General features: G+C 60.9%; 11 protein-coding genes and 1 tRNA gene. 10 read left to right on the top strand and 2 right to left on the bottom strand.

Going from position 1 to position 15825, the window contains the following annotated elements; genetic code table 11:
• Nucleotides 1-10: 10 nt before the first annotated feature.
• The 4 genes from NW822_RS05890 to NW822_RS05875 all read left to right on the top strand — a co-directional run bounded on the left by NW822_RS05890 (nt 11) and on the right by NW822_RS05875 (nt 5326).
• Nucleotides 11-1153 (top strand): type IV pilus twitching motility protein PilT, encoded by a 1143-nt coding sequence (locus NW822_RS05890; RefSeq protein ID WP_414362840.1) that lies wholly within the window; start codon nt 11-13, stop codon nt 1151-1153.
• Between the two features lie 234 nt (nt 1154-1387).
• Nucleotides 1388-2614 (top strand): type II secretion system F family protein, encoded by a 1227-nt coding sequence (locus NW822_RS05885; RefSeq protein ID WP_414362838.1) that lies wholly within the window; start codon nt 1388-1390, stop codon nt 2612-2614.
• Between the two features lie 50 nt (nt 2615-2664).
• Nucleotides 2665-4296: an alpha-D-glucose phosphate-specific phosphoglucomutase gene (locus NW822_RS05880; protein WP_414403825.1), complete on the top strand. Its 1632-nt coding sequence runs from the start codon at nt 2665-2667 to the stop codon at nt 4294-4296.
• Between the two features lie 118 nt (nt 4297-4414).
• Nucleotides 4415-5326, top strand: coding sequence for an alpha/beta fold hydrolase (locus NW822_RS05875; RefSeq protein ID WP_414403824.1), 912 nt, complete (start codon nt 4415-4417; stop codon nt 5324-5326).
• Here the strand turns inward: NW822_RS05875 and NW822_RS05870 are convergent.
• The gene (locus tag NW822_RS05870; RefSeq protein WP_414403823.1) at nt 5323-5784 is read right to left on the bottom strand and encodes an HHL1-like protein; all 462 of its coding nucleotides are present in this window, start codon (nt 5782-5784) and stop codon (nt 5323-5325) included. The two genes, NW822_RS05875 and NW822_RS05870, sit on opposite strands and share 4 nt — an antisense overlap.
• Nucleotides 5785-6111: 327 nt before the next feature.
• Between NW822_RS05870 and NW822_RS05865 the strand changes: the two genes are divergently transcribed.
• A tRNA-Pro gene (locus NW822_RS05865) sits at nt 6112-6185 on the top strand.
• 6 nt (nt 6186-6191) lie between these two features.
• On the opposite strand, the gene NW822_RS05860 is transcribed toward NW822_RS05865, so the two are convergent.
• Nucleotides 6192-8693 (bottom strand): DUF3536 domain-containing protein, encoded by a 2502-nt coding sequence (locus NW822_RS05860; RefSeq protein WP_414403822.1) that lies wholly within the window; start codon nt 8691-8693, stop codon nt 6192-6194.
• Between the two features lie 257 nt (nt 8694-8950).
• On the opposite strand from NW822_RS05860, the gene rnc reads away from it, so the two are divergent.
• The 5 genes from rnc to NW822_RS05835 all read left to right on the top strand — a co-directional run bounded on the left by rnc (nt 8951) and on the right by NW822_RS05835 (nt 15771).
• Entirely contained in the window at nt 8951-9739 is a 789-nt protein-coding gene (gene rnc, locus NW822_RS05855) for a ribonuclease III (RefSeq protein ID WP_414403821.1), read from the top strand.
• Nucleotides 9740-9760: 21 nt separating this feature from the next.
• Nucleotides 9761-11794 carry an NAD-dependent DNA ligase LigA gene (gene ligA / locus NW822_RS05850; RefSeq protein ID WP_414403820.1) on the top strand — a complete coding sequence of 678 codons (2034 nt, stop codon included), beginning with the start codon at nt 9761-9763 and terminating at the stop codon, nt 11792-11794.
• 417 nt (nt 11795-12211) lie between these two features.
• The gene (gene clpX, locus NW822_RS05845) at nt 12212-13558 is read left to right on the top strand and encodes an ATP-dependent protease ATP-binding subunit ClpX (protein WP_414362826.1); all 1347 of its coding nucleotides are present in this window, start codon (nt 12212-12214) and stop codon (nt 13556-13558) included.
• A 41-nt stretch (nt 13559-13599) separates the two neighbouring features.
• Nucleotides 13600-14286, top strand: a complete 687-nt coding sequence (locus NW822_RS05840) for a potassium channel family protein (protein ID WP_414362825.1) — start codon at nt 13600-13602, stop codon at nt 14284-14286.
• A 162-nt stretch (nt 14287-14448) separates the two neighbouring features.
• Entirely contained in the window at nt 14449-15771 is a 1323-nt protein-coding gene (locus tag NW822_RS05835; RefSeq protein ID WP_414362824.1) for a TrkH family potassium uptake protein, read from the top strand.
• The last annotated feature ends 54 nt before the right edge of the window (nt 15772-15825 follow it).

The following is a 15825-nucleotide window of genomic DNA, read 5'->3' as shown; positions in this document are numbered from 1 at the left end:
GGGAAGTCCTATGAAACAACTGATGATTGAAGACTTGATGGAAGAGATTGTCCGCAGGGGTGGTTCCGATATCCATATTTCCGCCGGCTTACCTCCCTATTTCCGCATCAATGGCGAACTCCAGCCAACAGAGTATGATCCCCTCACGCCTGAGGAGGTGCAGCGGCTCATTTTCAGCATGTTGAACAACACCCAGCGCAAACAACTGGAGCAAAATTGGGAGTTGGACTGCTCCTACGGCGTGCGCGGGATCGGGCGTTTCCGCGTCAACGTCTATCGCGAACGCGGCGCCTATGCCTGTGCCATGCGAGCTCTGGCCTCGGAAATCCCCAGCATCGAGAAGCTGGGGCTGCCGGAGATCTGCAAGGAAGTGGCGCGTCTGCCGCGGGGCCTGGTGCTGGTAACCGGCCCAACGGGATCCGGCAAATCCACCACTTTGGCCGCTATCATCGACTTCATTAACCGTGAGCGAGCCGAGCACATCCTTACCATTGAGGATCCCATCGAGTACATCTACACCCCCATCCGCAGCATCATCCACCAGCGGCAGTTGGGTGAGGACACCAAGAGCTTTGCCAACGCCCTGCGGGCAGCCATGCGGGAGGATCCGGATGTGATCTTGATTGGGGAGATGCGGGATCTGGAAACCATCCAGTTGGCCATTACTGCTGCCGAGACCGGCCACCTCTGCTTTGCCACGGTGCACACCAGCTCTGCCGCCCAGACGGTGGATCGCCTGGTGGACGTGTTCCCACCGGAGCAACAGCAGCAGATCCGCGTGCAGCTCTCCAACTCCCTCAAGGCTGTCTTCTCGCAAACTTTGGCCCGCCGCCTCAACCCCAAGCCAGGAGAGCCAGGTCGGGTGCTGGTGCAGGAGATCATGGTGGTTACCCCGGCCATCGCCAACCTCATTCGGGAGGGTAAAACCGCCCAGATCTACTCGGCTATCCAGACGGGCGGTAAGCAGGGCATGAAGACCCTGGAGCAGGATCTGGCCAACCTCTACCTGCAGGGCAAGATTGATTTCGAAACAGCTATGTCGAAGAGCTCTCGCCCCGAGGAACTGCAGCGGCTTTTGGGCAACGTCGTCGGGCCCTCACCAGCTGCGGCAGTTCAATCCCAGCGCCCTGCGGGAGCTGCCGTCCGCCGCTAGGGCTAGCTGCCAGCTTGGACTGCTAGAGGCGGGATAGCCACCCCCGCTGATTTACCCAGAGCTGAGGAGATCCCTCTCCTCTAGCTACGGGTTGAGGAGACAGAGGGAGGCCCAGGTCCCACTGACTCCCTTGGGCGGAGGGGTTGTCCTTGTATAAGTCTTCTGGAGCGGCTAAGCTCTAGCTGAGGTTGGGGTTACCTAGCTTCGGTAGGGAGATCCAAGTAGGGGTAAGTTATGCCGCGCTACAAGGTTCGGGGGTTAAAGGCCGGTCAGCCGGTACGCCTGACGGTGAAGGCCAACAACTTGATGGAGGCCCGCGCACAGCTGCGCCGCGAGGGGATTTATGCCAAACCGGAAGACATTCAGGAGGAAAAGCCCTTTTTCTCGCTGGATACGTCTTTCGATTTCTCGATGCTGCAGTCCATCGACATCCGCGACAAGGCGGTCTTCTCCCGGCAATTTGCCGCTCTAATCAACGCCGGCGTATCGATGGTGCGCTCTCTCACCATCATGGAGGAGCAAACCGGCAACCCTAAGCTCAAGAAATATCTGCGGGCCATCCGTGCGGAGGTGGAAGCAGGGAAGAACCTGTCCGACTCCATCCGCCCTTATCCGGATGCTTTTGACAGCCTCTACTGCAGCATGGTGCAGGCAGGAGAGGTGGGTGGCGTACTCGACGAGGTGCTCAACCGCCTAGCCAAGCTGCTGGAGGACATGGATCGCCTGCAGAAGCAGATCAAGTCGGCCCTGACCTACCCGGTGGTGGTGACCATCCTGGCCGTCTTGATTTTCTTGGGCATGGTGCTGTTCATCTTGCCCACTTTTGAGAGCATCTACAACGACTTGGGGGGGGAGCTGCCTGCCTTTACCCAGTTTTTTATCAACATCAGCAAGTTTCTGCGCACTCCCCAATACAGCTTGGGCCTGGTGGGCTTTTTGGCGTTAGTCTTTTTTGCTTTCCAGCGCTTTTACCGCACTCCCGCTGGCAAGGAGACCATCGACGCGCTGGCCCTGAAACTGCCAATTTTTGGGGATCTGATCCAAAAGTCGGCGGTGGCTCGCTTCTGCCGCACCTTTGGCGCCCTCACCCGCTCTGGCGTGCCCGTGCTAACTGCCTTGGAAATTGTGCGGGATACGTCGGGCAACCAGGTGGTGGCCAATGCCATTGACGCTGCCCGCCAATCAATTTCAGAAGGGGGCCAGATTGCTCCCGCTCTGGATAAGGCGAAGGTGTTCCCCCTGATGGCCATTCAGATGATCAGCGTCGGGGAAGAGACAGGGGAGCTGGACGCAATGCTGATGAAGACAGCCGACTTCTACGAGCTGGAGGTGGAGGAGGCGGTGCGCGCCCTGACCAGCTTGCTGGAGCCTTTGATGATTGTAATCTTGGGGGGTATGGTAGGCTGCATCATTGTGGCCATGTACCTGCCCATGTTCAACGTCTTCGAGCTGGTGAAGTAGGGGGTTAAACTAACCCCTGCCAGCAAGGGGAGGGTTTCCCCAACTAGGCTATGAGCGTCCGCACCGTTGCCACCACTCCCTTTCCTGACCAAAGGCCCGGCACTTCCGGCCTGCGCAAGCCGGTTCAGGTGTTCCAGCAGCCCCATTACCTGGAGAACTTTGTCCAGTCCATCTTTGACGTCCTCGAGGGATCCGCCGGCCAAACCCTAGTGGTGGGGGGGGACGGGCGCTACTACAACCGGGAAGCCATCCAGATCCTGCTCAAAATGGCAGCAGCCAACGGCATCAGGCGGGTGCTGCTGGGCCAGGGCGGGATCCTCTCCACGCCGGCAGTCTCCCACCTTATCCGCAAATACGGGGCCTATGGCGGCATCATCCTCTCGGCCAGCCACAACCCCGGCGGCCCCCAGGGAGACTTTGGCATCAAGTACAACATCGGCAACGGCGGCCCTGCCCCGGAGAAGGTGACCGAGGCCATCTACGCCCGCACCCAGCAGATTCGGGAGTACCGCATCCTGGAAGCCCCAGATGTGGATCTAGACCGCTTGGGAGAGCAGCGGCTGGGATCCCTGACGCTTTCCGTCATCGACCCGGTGGCCGACTATCTGGCCCTGATGCAGCGCCTGTTTGATTTTGACGCCATCCGCGATTACCTGGCCTCTGGGATCCGCATCGCCTTCGACGCCATGCACGCCGTCACCGGCCCCTATGCCCGCACCATCCTGGAAGAGTGCCTGGGGGCAGCGCCGGGCAGCGTCCTCAACAGCCAGCCCCTGCCCGACTTTGGCGGCAGCCACCCCGATCCCAACTTGGTGCATGCCCGCGCCCTGGTGGAGCTGCTGTTTCGGGAGGACGGCCCGGATTTCGGCGCCGCCTCCGATGGCGATGGGGATCGCAATATGATCCTGGGCCACCAGTTCTACGTAACTCCCAGCGACAGTTTGGCCGTGCTGGCGGCTAACGCCCAGCGAGTGCCCGGCTACCGGGAGGGGCTAGCCGGGATCGCCCGCTCCATGCCCACCAGCCAGGCGGCAGACCGGGTGGCAGCCAAGCTGGGGATCCCCTGCTATGAGACTCCTACCGGCTGGAAATTTTTCGGCAACCTCCTGGATGCCGGCAAAGTGACCCTCTGCGGCGAGGAGAGCTTCGGCACCGGCTCCAACCATATCCGCGAAAAAGATGGCCTCTGGGCTGTCCTCTTTTGGCTGAACATCCTTGCTGTGCGACGGCAGTCGGTGCGGCAGATTGTGGAAGAGCACTGGCGCACCTACGGGCGTACCTTCTACTCCCGCCACGACTACGAGGGGCTGCCGGTGGAGGTGGCCGAGGAGCTGATGGAGCACTTGCGGCGCTCCGTGACAAGCTGGGTGGGGCAGCGCTTTGGCTCCCAGACGGTGACCTATGCCGATGACTTCAGCTACACGGATCCGGTGGACGGCAGCACCAGCCACAACCAAGGGATCCGCATTGGCTTTGAGGATGGCTCCCGCATCGTCTACCGCCTCTCCGGCACCGGCACCCACGGGGCCACTCTGCGGGTGTACTTGGAGCGATTTGAGCCGGATCCCAGCCGGCATGGCCTGGATCCCCAGGTGGCCCTAGCCGAGCTAATCCAACTGGCGGATCACTTCGCCCAGATCCGCGCTCGCACCGGTCGGCAGCAGCCGGATGTGGTTACCTGAGAGTCTTGCCGAGAAGCCAGATCTCCTCGGAGAAAGGGAGTGGGGGCGATGGCCAGCAGAGAAGGACACTCGAGAGTGGCGGTAGGATGAGGAGGTAGGGACCCACATTTTTCTGGCTGTGTTCACTGCTCCTCCTGCTAGTTTGGCAGCCGATCCCATTGCCCCTTTTGCTCCCCAAACCTGGAGCTGGCGGGGTCACGCCATTCGCTACGTCGTCCAGGGATCTGGCTCCCCACTGATTTTGGTGCATGGCTTTGGGGCCTCCATTGGCCACTGGCGGCACAACATCCCTGTGCTAGCGGCGGCGGGATACCGGGTCTATGCTTTGGATTTGCTGGGGTTTGGCGGCTCGGCCAAGCCAGCTCTTGCCTACAGCCTAGAACTGTGGGCCGAGCTGCTAGCAGATTTTTGGCAGCAGCACGTGCGGCAGCCGGCAGTGTTTATTGGCAATTCCATCGGCGCCCTGCTCAGCCTGCTCATGGCCGCCCAGCACCCGCAACTGACCGCAGGGGCAGTGCTGCTCAACTGTGCCGGCGGCCTCAACCATCGCTCCCACGAGCTCAGCCCGATGGCCCGCGTTTTCATGGCCACCTTCACTGCTCTGGTGGCCTCGCCAGTCACGGGGCCACTGCTGTTTAATTGGCTGCGGCAGCGGCAGCGGATCCGCGCCACCTTAGAACAGGTGTACTGCAACCCTGCGGCCATCACTGACGAGCTAGTGGAGATCCTCTACGCCCCTTCCTGTGACGTGGGAGCGCAGCAGGTGTTTGCGGCCATTCTCACCGCTCCCCCTGGCCCCACCCCCGAAGCGCTGCTGCCCCAGGTGCGCTGCCCGCTGCTGGTGATCTGGGGCGAACGGGATCCCTGGACCCCTATTGAACGGGGCCGCGGCTTTCAAAACCATGTGCAGGGGATCGACTACCAATTTTTCCCTCTTCCCGATACGGGCCATTGCCCCCACGACGAGCGTCCAGAGATTGTCAACCCCTTGATTTTGAGCTGGCTACCCAAAGCCTTTGCCACGGCTTAGCCTTTCTTGGAGGCTTGGCTAGTTCTTTTGCCCAGGCCCAGCCACCTGCGCACCCTGTCTATCCAGCTCTGAAGGGGCGAAGGCTGGGGCCGAACTGCCACCTGAATGGGCTCGTCTTGAAACTCTTTGTCCTTAAGGCGAAAGCCAAACTCCAGCTCGTCTTTGACTTTGCTAAGACGGGGAAAGAGGCGGACGGCTGCTTTTTTGAGCTCTTCCTCGTTTTGGAAGATGGCCTGGTGGATGGCGCTGGAGCGACTGACCGCTAGGGATCCCACCGGCAACCAAGGGTTGGGTTGCCCAGAGGGGACCTGGCGGCGCCGGGCGAAAATGGTAAACTCGGGCATTCCCTTGGCTTTCAGCTCGTCGTAGCGTTTAGCCGCCTCCTTGCGCTTAGCGGCTTTGGCTTTTGCTGCCTGTTTTTCGGGCTGCGAGGGGCTGAAACCCTTGGGGGGATGCATACCTCTCACTTACGGAACGGTGGGCTCTGGCAGCTTAGCGAAAATTGGCTTAGCAAGGATCGCGCTTGGCCAGTGAGCTGGTGGGGGTACGGGGGTGGATGAGCCCTGCGCTGTCCCTACAAGGTCAGGGTCGGGATACAGCCCTCCCCGCGCTACGAGGGTAATCGACAAAACGGCGTTGCCGAAATGCGCCACCTCCCGTGTCTGTTTGGGGAGGGACTAGAGGATCCCGCAGAGGGTGGGGTAAGCCAGGAAGCTTGTCCTCTAGGCGTTGGCATGAGGCCTGGGAGGACGTTACTGTGCTAAAATTGGTGCGCCTTGGGATTGCGGGATGTAGCGCAGCTTGGTAGCGCACTTCGTTCGGGACGAAGGGGTCGCAGGTTCGAATCCTGTCATCCCGATGGGAGCTAGCCCTCAGCAGTTGCTGGAGGCAGTAGGTGCTGGAGACAGGCAGCAACATTGATGCGAAGTTGTTGCCCCAGCCGCAGCAAGCGGTGGAGGACTTCGCCAGGGATCCCAGGATCCCTGCGGAGCGCCTCTAATCGCTGCCGCTCTAGGCGCAGCAGGTAGAGCTCTTGGAGGCGATCCAGGCGGATAGGCAGGTTGAAATCGGCAGCTAGGCGCAGCCACTCTTCTAGGTTGTGGAGCTGTTCGCTGAGAGTTTCCAAGTCGGCTGCCTGGGCCAACTGCCACATCCCCCGCTGCAAGAGCCGATCCAAAACCCGGGCCGCCTCTTCCCGCTGCAACTGGCACCCCAACTGCTCCGCCTCGCGGGCAATGGCCCGCAACTCCAGCAGGTGATCCCGCTTGCCCTCTTCGATTTCCAGCGCTCGCAAGCTGCTCAACAGGCGCTGGTTGAGGGTGATCTGCGCAGCAGCCAACAGCTCCTCTGGGATTGGCAGGCCATCGGCCCGAAAAGCCATCAAAACCCCGTAGTTTTCCAGGTAGGTTTGGCGGTAGAGCTGGGCTAGGCGATCCAGGGTATCCTGGGTTAACCAGCGCAGCATCTGCTGCCGATCTTCCTCCGTCAAAGCGTTGAGGTCGAAGGTTTCCGGGGCAAACAGCTCTTGCAGGGTTAGGACCAGCTGGATGCGGCTGTGGGCTCCAGACAGCAGGCGAGCTTTCAACTGCTCGTAGCTGCGCCGTCCTGTAAATGGCTTGACGCCACATTGAAAGTCCCAGCCGCCCAGGTGGAGGAGAGCGTAGATGAGGTCATGCTCCTCAAAGGTGGTGGGAAAAGAGAGCTTCGCCCGCCCAACCAGCAGTGTGGATCCCCCTATAGCTAGGCGCTCCTGATCCAGCGGCTCCAGCACATACCCGGAGGAGCGAGGCCTGGTGTTGACCAGGGAAAGCATGGCGTGCTGAGCCACCAGCCGCTGCGGGCTAACTAGGCAGGGGCGCACCAGCGCCTGGTAAACCCCTCGGCCATCTTTGTAGAGCTCGAGGTTGCTGGGGGCTTTGCTCAAGCGGCGCAGAAATTCCTCCTCTAGATCCACGTCCGTCACTGCTGCTGCCAACTGAATGGCCCGCGCTGCATAGCGCAGGATTTGCACCCCCTCAGGGCGAGAGATCTCTTCAAAGAACCAGCCGCAACTGGTGAACATCAGTTGGCTGTAGCGCTGCATCTCCAACAGGCGCAGCACCTGCACCCGGTCTTCGGCACTGAGGCGGTGGCTCTGGTGCTCCTGCAAAAACGCCTCGCAGCGCTCCCGATCCAAGATCACCTCGATGTAGCGATCCCGGGCCAGCCAGGGATCCCGCAGGTAGGCCTTGGCCTCCGTCTCGTAGATCTCCACCAACTGATCCCGCAGCCAGTTGAGAGCCTCCCGCAGCGGTTGCCGCCAGCGCTGGTGCCAGCCTGGAACTGCCCCACAGCCGCAGTCCCGCGACCACCGCCCCACCCCGTGGGCGCAGCTCCAGGCCGTAACTGGCTTGAGTTGCACCTCCCAGGTGGGGGGATGGTGGCTAAGGAAATGGCCGTAGTTGCCCACCTGCCAGCCCCGGCGGGGAAACTCCTCGCAGAAAGCATAGGCCAGGGTACGCTCGGTGCCGCGTTTGTGGTGGCCAAAGGTCTCGCCATCAGTGGCACAGTTAATGAACTGGACTTCTCGGCCAGGGCGAATGGCCAACTGGAGCCGCTCCGCCAGCGCCTGGGTGCTGTAGACAATATCGCCAAAGCCAAGATCCCGAGAGATGGGGCCGTCAAAGAAAAAAACATCTAGGTAGCCGCTGCGATCCGGGGTAAAGCAGCGGTAGGGCCGGCTGGGATCGATCTGGCCCTGGCTGACATCGATCCATTCCGTTTGCCCCAAAGGACGAATACACTGCGCCTGGCTGGGGGCGAGGATAACAAAGCGGATCCCGCAGTCGACCAGGGCTTTAACCGTTGCTGCATCGATGGCGGTTTCCGCCAGCCACATGCCTTCGGGGAAGCGGCCAAAGCGATGCTGGAAATCGGCAATCCCCCAGCGGATCTGGGTGTACTTGTCCCGCTCGTTGGCCAGGGGCAGGATGACGTGGTTGTAGACCTGGGCAATCGCATTGCCGTGTCCCTCCAGCCGCTCGGCGCTGACGCGGTCGGCAGCCAGGATGCGCTGGTAGACCTCAACGTCGTGCTCCTCCAGCCAGGAGAGGAGGGTGGGGCCGAAATTAAAACTCATGAACTCATAGTTATTGACAATGCGCACCACCTGCCCCTGCTCATCAAGAATGCGGGCAAAGGCGTTGGGCCGATAGCACTCCGCCAAAATGCGCTCGTTCCAGTCGTGGAAAGGGCTAGCGCTGGGCTGGCGCTCAATGCGGTCCAACCAGGGATCCTCGCGCGGTGGTTGGTAGAAATGGCCATGCAGCACCACGTAGGGAGCAGTGGCTGTACTCCGCGGGCCTGGCGACTCAACCCCAGACCCCACTAAATCTCCTTGCCCGGACGGCGCCCCCGGCTGGGGGGAGTTTTTGGAGCCACTTGGCAGCATGAGACCTCACTCTTTGCCTGCCTTTAGAGCCGCTGCTAGAGGGGACAGGCCATATCCCCACGTTACCGCGATTGCCAGTGATGGCTGTTAATGTAGTTGGACAGAAACTTAAAAGGCAGCGCCTAGGAGGGTTAAGTCGCCTTCTCCCTTTTTGCCCTCCTGGGTCAAGGTGCTGCAAGTCGGGCTTGGGCTGTATGGTTGAACTCCTCTCACCTCGTCGCCGCTCCTTGGAGCAGTTGCTAGCTCGCTTAGGGTTCAAAGATCCCACCTGGCTAGAGCAATTGCGCTGGGATTTGCTGGATCAGGCTTTGATTCATCCTTCCCGAGATGGCCAGTGCAACAACGACCGGCTGGAGTTTTTAGGGGATTCCGTCCTACGGGTTTTGGCCACCGAGTTCTTGTTCCAGTCCTATCCTCACCTGTCAGTAGGAGAACTCACCGCAATTCGCTCCGATCTCATCAGCGATGCTTACCTAGCGGAACTGGCGGATCTGCATGGCCTAGAGCGTTACCTCGAGCTGGGATCTAGCTGCCAAAACGACCTGGCTGGTCGGGCGCGCCGCTTGGCGGATGCTTTTGAGGCCCTGCTGGGATCCCTGTACCTCAGCTGGGGCATCCACACCCTGTCTCGGCTCCATCCCTGGCTGGATCCCTACTTTCGCCAACGGGTGGAGCAGTGGTTCCAGGATCCCACCCGGCGTAACCCCAAAGCTGCCCTGCAGGAGCTGACCCAACGCTGGTGGGGCATTTTGCCAGAGTATCGCCTGGTGGCTGCCCAGGACCACCCGCCCCGCTTCACCATGGAAGTCTGGGGCCAAGGCCAATGCTGGGGCCGCGGCGAGGGCCGCTCCAAGAAGGCGGCGGAAATGGCTGCTGCTGCCCAAGCTTACCACTACCTGCAGGGGCAGAAATGGGCGGCTAGGCCGGAGGAGATCCCCAAGGCTGCTAAAACAAGCGTAGAGCAAGACTCTAGTTCCCCCTAGGGGCTAGCTGGATACGACGGTATGGATCCCAAACTGGAAGAACGTGCCCGCGAGCTGCGTGCTCTGCTACAGAAGGCCAGCATTGCCTACTACGTCCACGATGCCCCCATCTTGGAAGACAGCGTTTATGATCGCCTCTACCGCGAGCTCCAGGAGCTAGAGCAGGCCTACCCCGAGCTGATTACCCCCGACAGCCCTACCCAACGGGTAGGGGAAAAACCCGCCGAGCACTTCCCCACTGTTTCCCACCGCATTCCCCTCTACAGCTTGGAAAATGCCTTCAACCTGGAAGAGCTCAAGGAGTGGCAGGAGCGCCTGCTGCGGCTGCTGGGGCGTACTCCTGAAGAAGGGGAGCTGGAGTACGTATGCGAGCTGAAAATCGACGGCGCGGCCCTGGCCCTGACCTATGTGGATGGGCTGCTACAGCGAGGGGCCACCCGTGGCGATGGCCAGCTGGGCGAAGACATCACCCCCAATGTCCGCGCCATCCCCTCCATTCCCCTGCGCCTGGCCACGGCAGATCCCCCGCCGGTCTTGGAGGTGCGGGGAGAGGCCTATCTTCCCATTGCTGAGTTCGAGCGCATCAACCGGGAGCGCCGCTCCGCAGGGGATCCCCCTTTTGCCAACCCGCGCAACTGTGCCGCTGGCACCCTGCGTCAGCTGGATAGCCGCGTTGTTGCTGCCCGCAAGCTCAGCTTTTTTGCTTATGCCCTCCACTGGCCGGAGGGGTGGCCGGTTGGGGATCCCCCCCAAACCCAGTGGGAGTGTCTGCAGCGGCTGAAAGAACTGGGATTGCCCGTCAATCCCTTCTCCCGGGTCTGTCGGGGCCTCCAAGAGGTGGCCCAATTCTACGAACGGTGGCGGCAGGCTCAGCTGCCCTATGCCTGCGATGGCGTGGTGGTTAAACTCAACTCCCTGCGGCTGCAGGAAGAAGCAGGTTTTACGCAAAAATTCCCCCGCTGGGCCATTGCCCTCAAATACCCTGCCCAGGAAGTTCCCACCCGCATCCGGGCCATTGTGGCCAGCGTAGGCCGCACCGGAGCCGTCACCCCGGTGGCGGAGCTGGAGCCAGTGCTTCTAGCTGGCACCACCGTCAGCCGCGCTAGCCTGCACAATGCTGATCGCCTAGAGGAGCTGGATGTGCACATCGGCGACACGGCCATTGTGCGCAAGGCAGGGGAAATCATCCCCGAGGTGGTGAGAATCCTCAAGGAGCTGCGTCCCCCCGACGCCGTTCCCTACCGCTTGCCCAGCCACTGCCCCGAATGCCACACCCCCTTGGTTCGCCCTGCTGGTGAGGCGATAACCCGTTGCCCCAATCCGGAGTGCCCGGCCAAGATCCGGGGGCAACTGCAGCACTGGGCCAGCCGCGACGCTTTGGATATCGAAGGCCTGGGGGAAAAGCGGGTAGCCCAGCTGGTGGAAAAGCTAGGAGTGCGCACCGTGGCCGATCTCTACCGCCTCACCCCGGAACAGTTGGCCAGCTTGGAGGGGATGGGATCCCGCTCCAGCCAGAAGCTGGTGCAGGCCATCCAGCGCTCCCGCCAACAGCCCTGGGAGCGGGTGCTCTACGGCTTGGGGATCCCCCATGTGGGCGTGGTGACGGCCCAGATTTTGGCCCGGCATTTCCCTACCCCAGAGCTCTTAGCCCAGGCTAACGTTGAGGCCATCGCCCAAATCTACGGGATAGGGGCAGAAATTGCCGAGGCGGTGGTGAGCTGGTTTGCCGATCCTGCCCACCAGCGGCTGCTGCAGGAGCTGGGGGAGCTGGGGATCCCCGCCCTGCCGCGGCAAAAGGCCCCTGCTGTTCCTCAGGTGCTGGCTGGGAAGAAGTTTGTGATTACCGGCACCCTGCCCACTCTCTCGCGCCAAGCGGCCAAGGCCTGGATTGAAAGCCGCGGCGGCAAGGTAACCACCAGCGTTAGCCGCCAAACGGACTATGTGGTAGTGGGTTCAGACCCTGGCTCCAAGCTCAAAAAGGCTCAAGAACTGGGAATCCCCTTGCTGAGCGAAGCCGAGCTGTTGGCCCTAGAGGGCGGTAATCTGCCTCCTTGACAGGGGCGGACCTCAAAAACTTTGGGCAGCCCAGCTTGTCCTAGCCTTGGAGATGGTTTATCATTCGACTCTGTGAGGAGTGGACGCCAGAGGGGGAAGCGGACGGAACAAGGACAGTCCCTTCCCCTTTTGGATTAAGGCCCTCTTGGCGGTGGGCAGTAGTGTTCCACTATCATGGAAGTAGCGGAGACGCATGTTTCCGTTCACTCCTCACACCATCCGCCGCTCGGCGTCAAGTCGAGCGGTTTTCCTATAGGCTTAAGCAAGCCAAGGGGGGCTAGGAGGGATCCCTGGCGAGGGAGATGTTAGACTAGGGGAGTTAACTCGGCTATAGTCAATTCCTCCCCCGCGACAGCGAGGGAACGCCCACTGCCCTTTCGGGTACCCACTTCACCAGCCACTAGCGACGAGGATCCCATGGCCAAGCAGGACTCCCACTTGAGGTGTTCTTTCTGCAACAAGTCTCAGGATCAGGTGCGCAAGCTCATTGCAGGGCCAGGGGTCTACATCTGCGATGAATGTGTGGAGCTGTGCAACGAAATTTTGGAGGAGGAACTCTACAACGGCAACAGCTCGGCAGCTGCAGCCCCTGCTGCCAACCGTCGGGAAGCTCCTAAAAAGCCTTCCCGCAGCTTGCCTTCCTTGGCTCAGTTGCCGAAGCCCCGGGAGATTGTGCAGTATCTCGACCAGTACGTAATTGGCCAAGAAAAGGCCAAGAAGATCCTATCGGTAGCCGTCTATAACCACTACAAGCGGCTAGCCGCCAAAGCCAACCCTGGCAGCACTGGGTTGGCAGAGCTGGAGGAGGTGGAGCTGCAAAAGTCCAATATCCTTCTCATTGGCCCTACGGGCTCTGGCAAGACCCTGCTGGCCGAGACCCTAGCCCGTCTGCTGGATGTGCCTTTTGCCGTTGCCGATGCCACAACCCTCACGGAAGCTGGGTATGTGGGGGAGGATGTGGAAAACATCCTGCTGCGCCTGCTGCAGGTAGCCGATATGGATGTGGAGCAAGCCCAACGCGGCATTGTCTACATTGATGAGATTGACAAAATTGCTCGCAAGAGTGAAAACCCCTCCATTACCCGCGACGTCTCCGGAGAAGGCGTCCAGCAGGCCCTGCTGAAGATGTTGGAGGGGACAATTGCCAACGTGCCGCCGCAGGGAGGTCGCAAGCATCCCTACCAAGATTGCATTCAAGTGGACACCTCCAACATTCTCTTTATCTGTGGGGGTGCTTTTGTTGGCCTGGAGAAGATCATCGAGCAGCGCATCGGCAAAAGATCGGTGGGCTTTATTAAACCAGGGGATCAGCTGGCAGTTACCCGCGAGCAACGCTTGGCCAATGCCCTCAAGGCCCTGGAGCCAGAGGATTTGATCAAGTACGGCATGATCCCTGAATTCATTGGTCGGCTGCCAGTGGTGGCCACCCTAGATCCCCTGGACGAAAAAGCCCTGGAGGCCATCTTGACGCAGCCCAAAAATGCCATCCTCAAGCAGGCCCAAAAGCTGTTGCGCATGGACGGAGTGGAGCTGGAGTTTGAGCCAGCTGCTATTTCTGCCATTGCCAAGGAGGCCTACCGCCGCAAAACCGGGGCACGGGCGCTGCGGGCCATTGTGGAAGAGCTAATGCTGGACGTGATGTACGAGGTTCCCTCTCGCCGCGACATCAAGCACGTGCGCATCACCGCCGAGATGGTAGAGCGTCGCTCTACGGGCGAGTTGATCCCTCACCCCTCCACCTTGCCCCAGCCGGAGTCTGCTTAGAGCTGCAGCCCTAGCCAGCCCGGCTGCATGGCTTATGATTGATGGTTGGTTTTAGAGCATGGGAGCGGATGGGGCGGGCAGAGCGGGAGTATGCGGTAATTGGGTTGGGACGCTTTGGCACAAGTTTAGCCCTCACCTTGATGGAGCGAGGGCACAACGTTTTGGGGATCGACCGCAGCCGAGAAATTGTACAGCGCTTGGCAGATCAGCTGACTCAGGTGGTGGCGCTGGATTCCACCGATGAAGATGCCCTGCGGGCGGTGGACATTCTCTCCTTTGACACGGTGGTGGTGGCCATCGGCAGTGATTTTGAGAGCAATTTGCTGACGACGGTAGCCCTTAAGAGTTTGGGGGTACGCAATGTTATCTGCAAGGCTTCGACGGAGCGGCAGCGTTCGATTCTCTTGCGGGTAGGGGCCGATCGGGTGGTGTTGCCAGAGCAAGAGGCAGGGCGGCGCTTGGCGCAGGTGCTAACAGCCCCAGGGATCCTGGACCAACTGGAGCTGGAGCCGGGCTATAGCATTACGGAGCTGGAGGTGCCGGAGGCCCTGGTGGGCCATACGCTGGCGGAGTCGGACTTGCGCCGCCGCTTTGGCATCACAGTTTTGGTAGTGAAGCGAAAACAATCGCTGGTGGTCTCGCCGCCAGCTGACTACCGGCTGGAGAAGGGGGATCTGCTGGTGGTGCTGGGGGCCAACACCAACATCTCGCGGCTGAATGAGATGTGAGGGAGGAAGGCGATGCAAGAGGACGCCGCCCCGCCGTCGCGCTCCAGGGAGTCTGAGGCAGGGGTGTCCCCCAGGCCGGAGGGTGCCCGTCGGTCGGTTGCTCCAGGCTTGGCTCTGCCTCCCTTCCCTGCAGTTGCAGCGAACCGCTGGCATCGGCTCCTAGTGGGGGACAGGCGTCGGCCGCTACCACCGCCCTCACGGCTGGTGGTGGGACTGGGCCTGCTGGTGGTGGTGGGGACTTTGCTGCTGAAGCTGCCAGGGATCGGGCGCGAGGAGCCTTTGAGCTGGAGTGAGGCCCTGTTTACAGCCACATCGGCCCTAAGCGTAACGGGACTCTCGACAATTGTGGCAGCAGAGGATCTCACTTTCTTGGGCCAGATCCTGTTGCTGCTCCTCATCCAAATTGGCGGCGTGGGCTTCATGGTGCTAGCGGTGGTGGTCTTTCAACTGCTTGGGCGGCGCATTTCTCTGCTCAACCGCCTAGCCCTGTGCAACTCCCTAGGCCTCATCGACCCGGGGGCGATTCTGGAATTGACGCGGCGGGTTCTGATTGGAGTCACCCTCATCGAGCTAGGGGGGGCCCTGCTGCTCTGGGTGCATTGGCGGGATCTCTACGGGCCAGGTCGGGCGGTTTTTCTGGCCATTTTTCACGCCGTCTCCGCCTTTTGCAACGCCGGGTTTGACCTATTTGGGCAGGAGGGGATCCCTACCGATGGCCTGTCGCTAGCGATCTTGGGCACTCTCATTTTTATTGGCGGTCTGGGCATCCCCGTGTTGTCGGATTTGTTGACCTGGCCGCGGGGCCACCGCCCCTCCCTGCACACCCGCATCACTCTGGTTGTGGTGGTGGTCTTGCTCTGCGCGGGCGGCCTGGGCATGTTCTTGGCCGAAAGCTTGCCCGGCGGGTCGCTGCTGGAGGTAAGCTGGCCCCGTCGCTTGGGCCTGACGTTTTTTCAGTCGGTTTCGGCCCGCACTGCCGGCTTTGCCGGGATCCCCATTGAGGATCTGACCCCAGCCAGTCAGTTGTTGCTGATGGCGCTCATGTTTGTTGGGGCAGCTCCGGCTTCCATGGGAGGTGGCATGACCACCGGCACCTTGGCGGTGTTGGTGCTGGCTCTGTGGGGCTATGCCCGCGGCCTGCCCAGCGCCCAGATTGCCGGGCGCAGTTTGGATCCCTCAATGGTGCGCAAAGCGGCAGCAGTGCTGACGGTTTCCCTGTTTGTCGTGCTGTTGGCAGCGTGGCTGATTCTGATTACCCATAGCCATAGCGAGCTGGCTCCAGTGCTCTTTGAGGTGATCTCTGCCTTTGCCACCTGTGGCCTTTCGGTGGGGTTTACCAGCAGCCTCAACTGGTTTGGCCAGCTCATCATTGTTTTGGTGATGTTCTGGGGCCGGCTGGGGGCCTTGACAATTGTCCTAGCTTTGGCCCAGCAGCAGCCCCGTCAGTTAGTGACCTACCCCGAAGAGGCAATCTTAATCGGTTAGTTAAAGCAGTCTTCGTTAGACTGGGGATCGGGGTTTTCTGTCTCTGGCGTTCTA

This window comes from Synechococcus sp. H70.2, assembly GCF_047462275.1.
Classification (GTDB): domain Bacteria; phylum Cyanobacteriota; class Cyanobacteriia; order Thermostichales; family Thermostichaceae; genus Thermostichus.
This window is presented reverse-complemented; position numbering and strand designations above follow the sequence as displayed.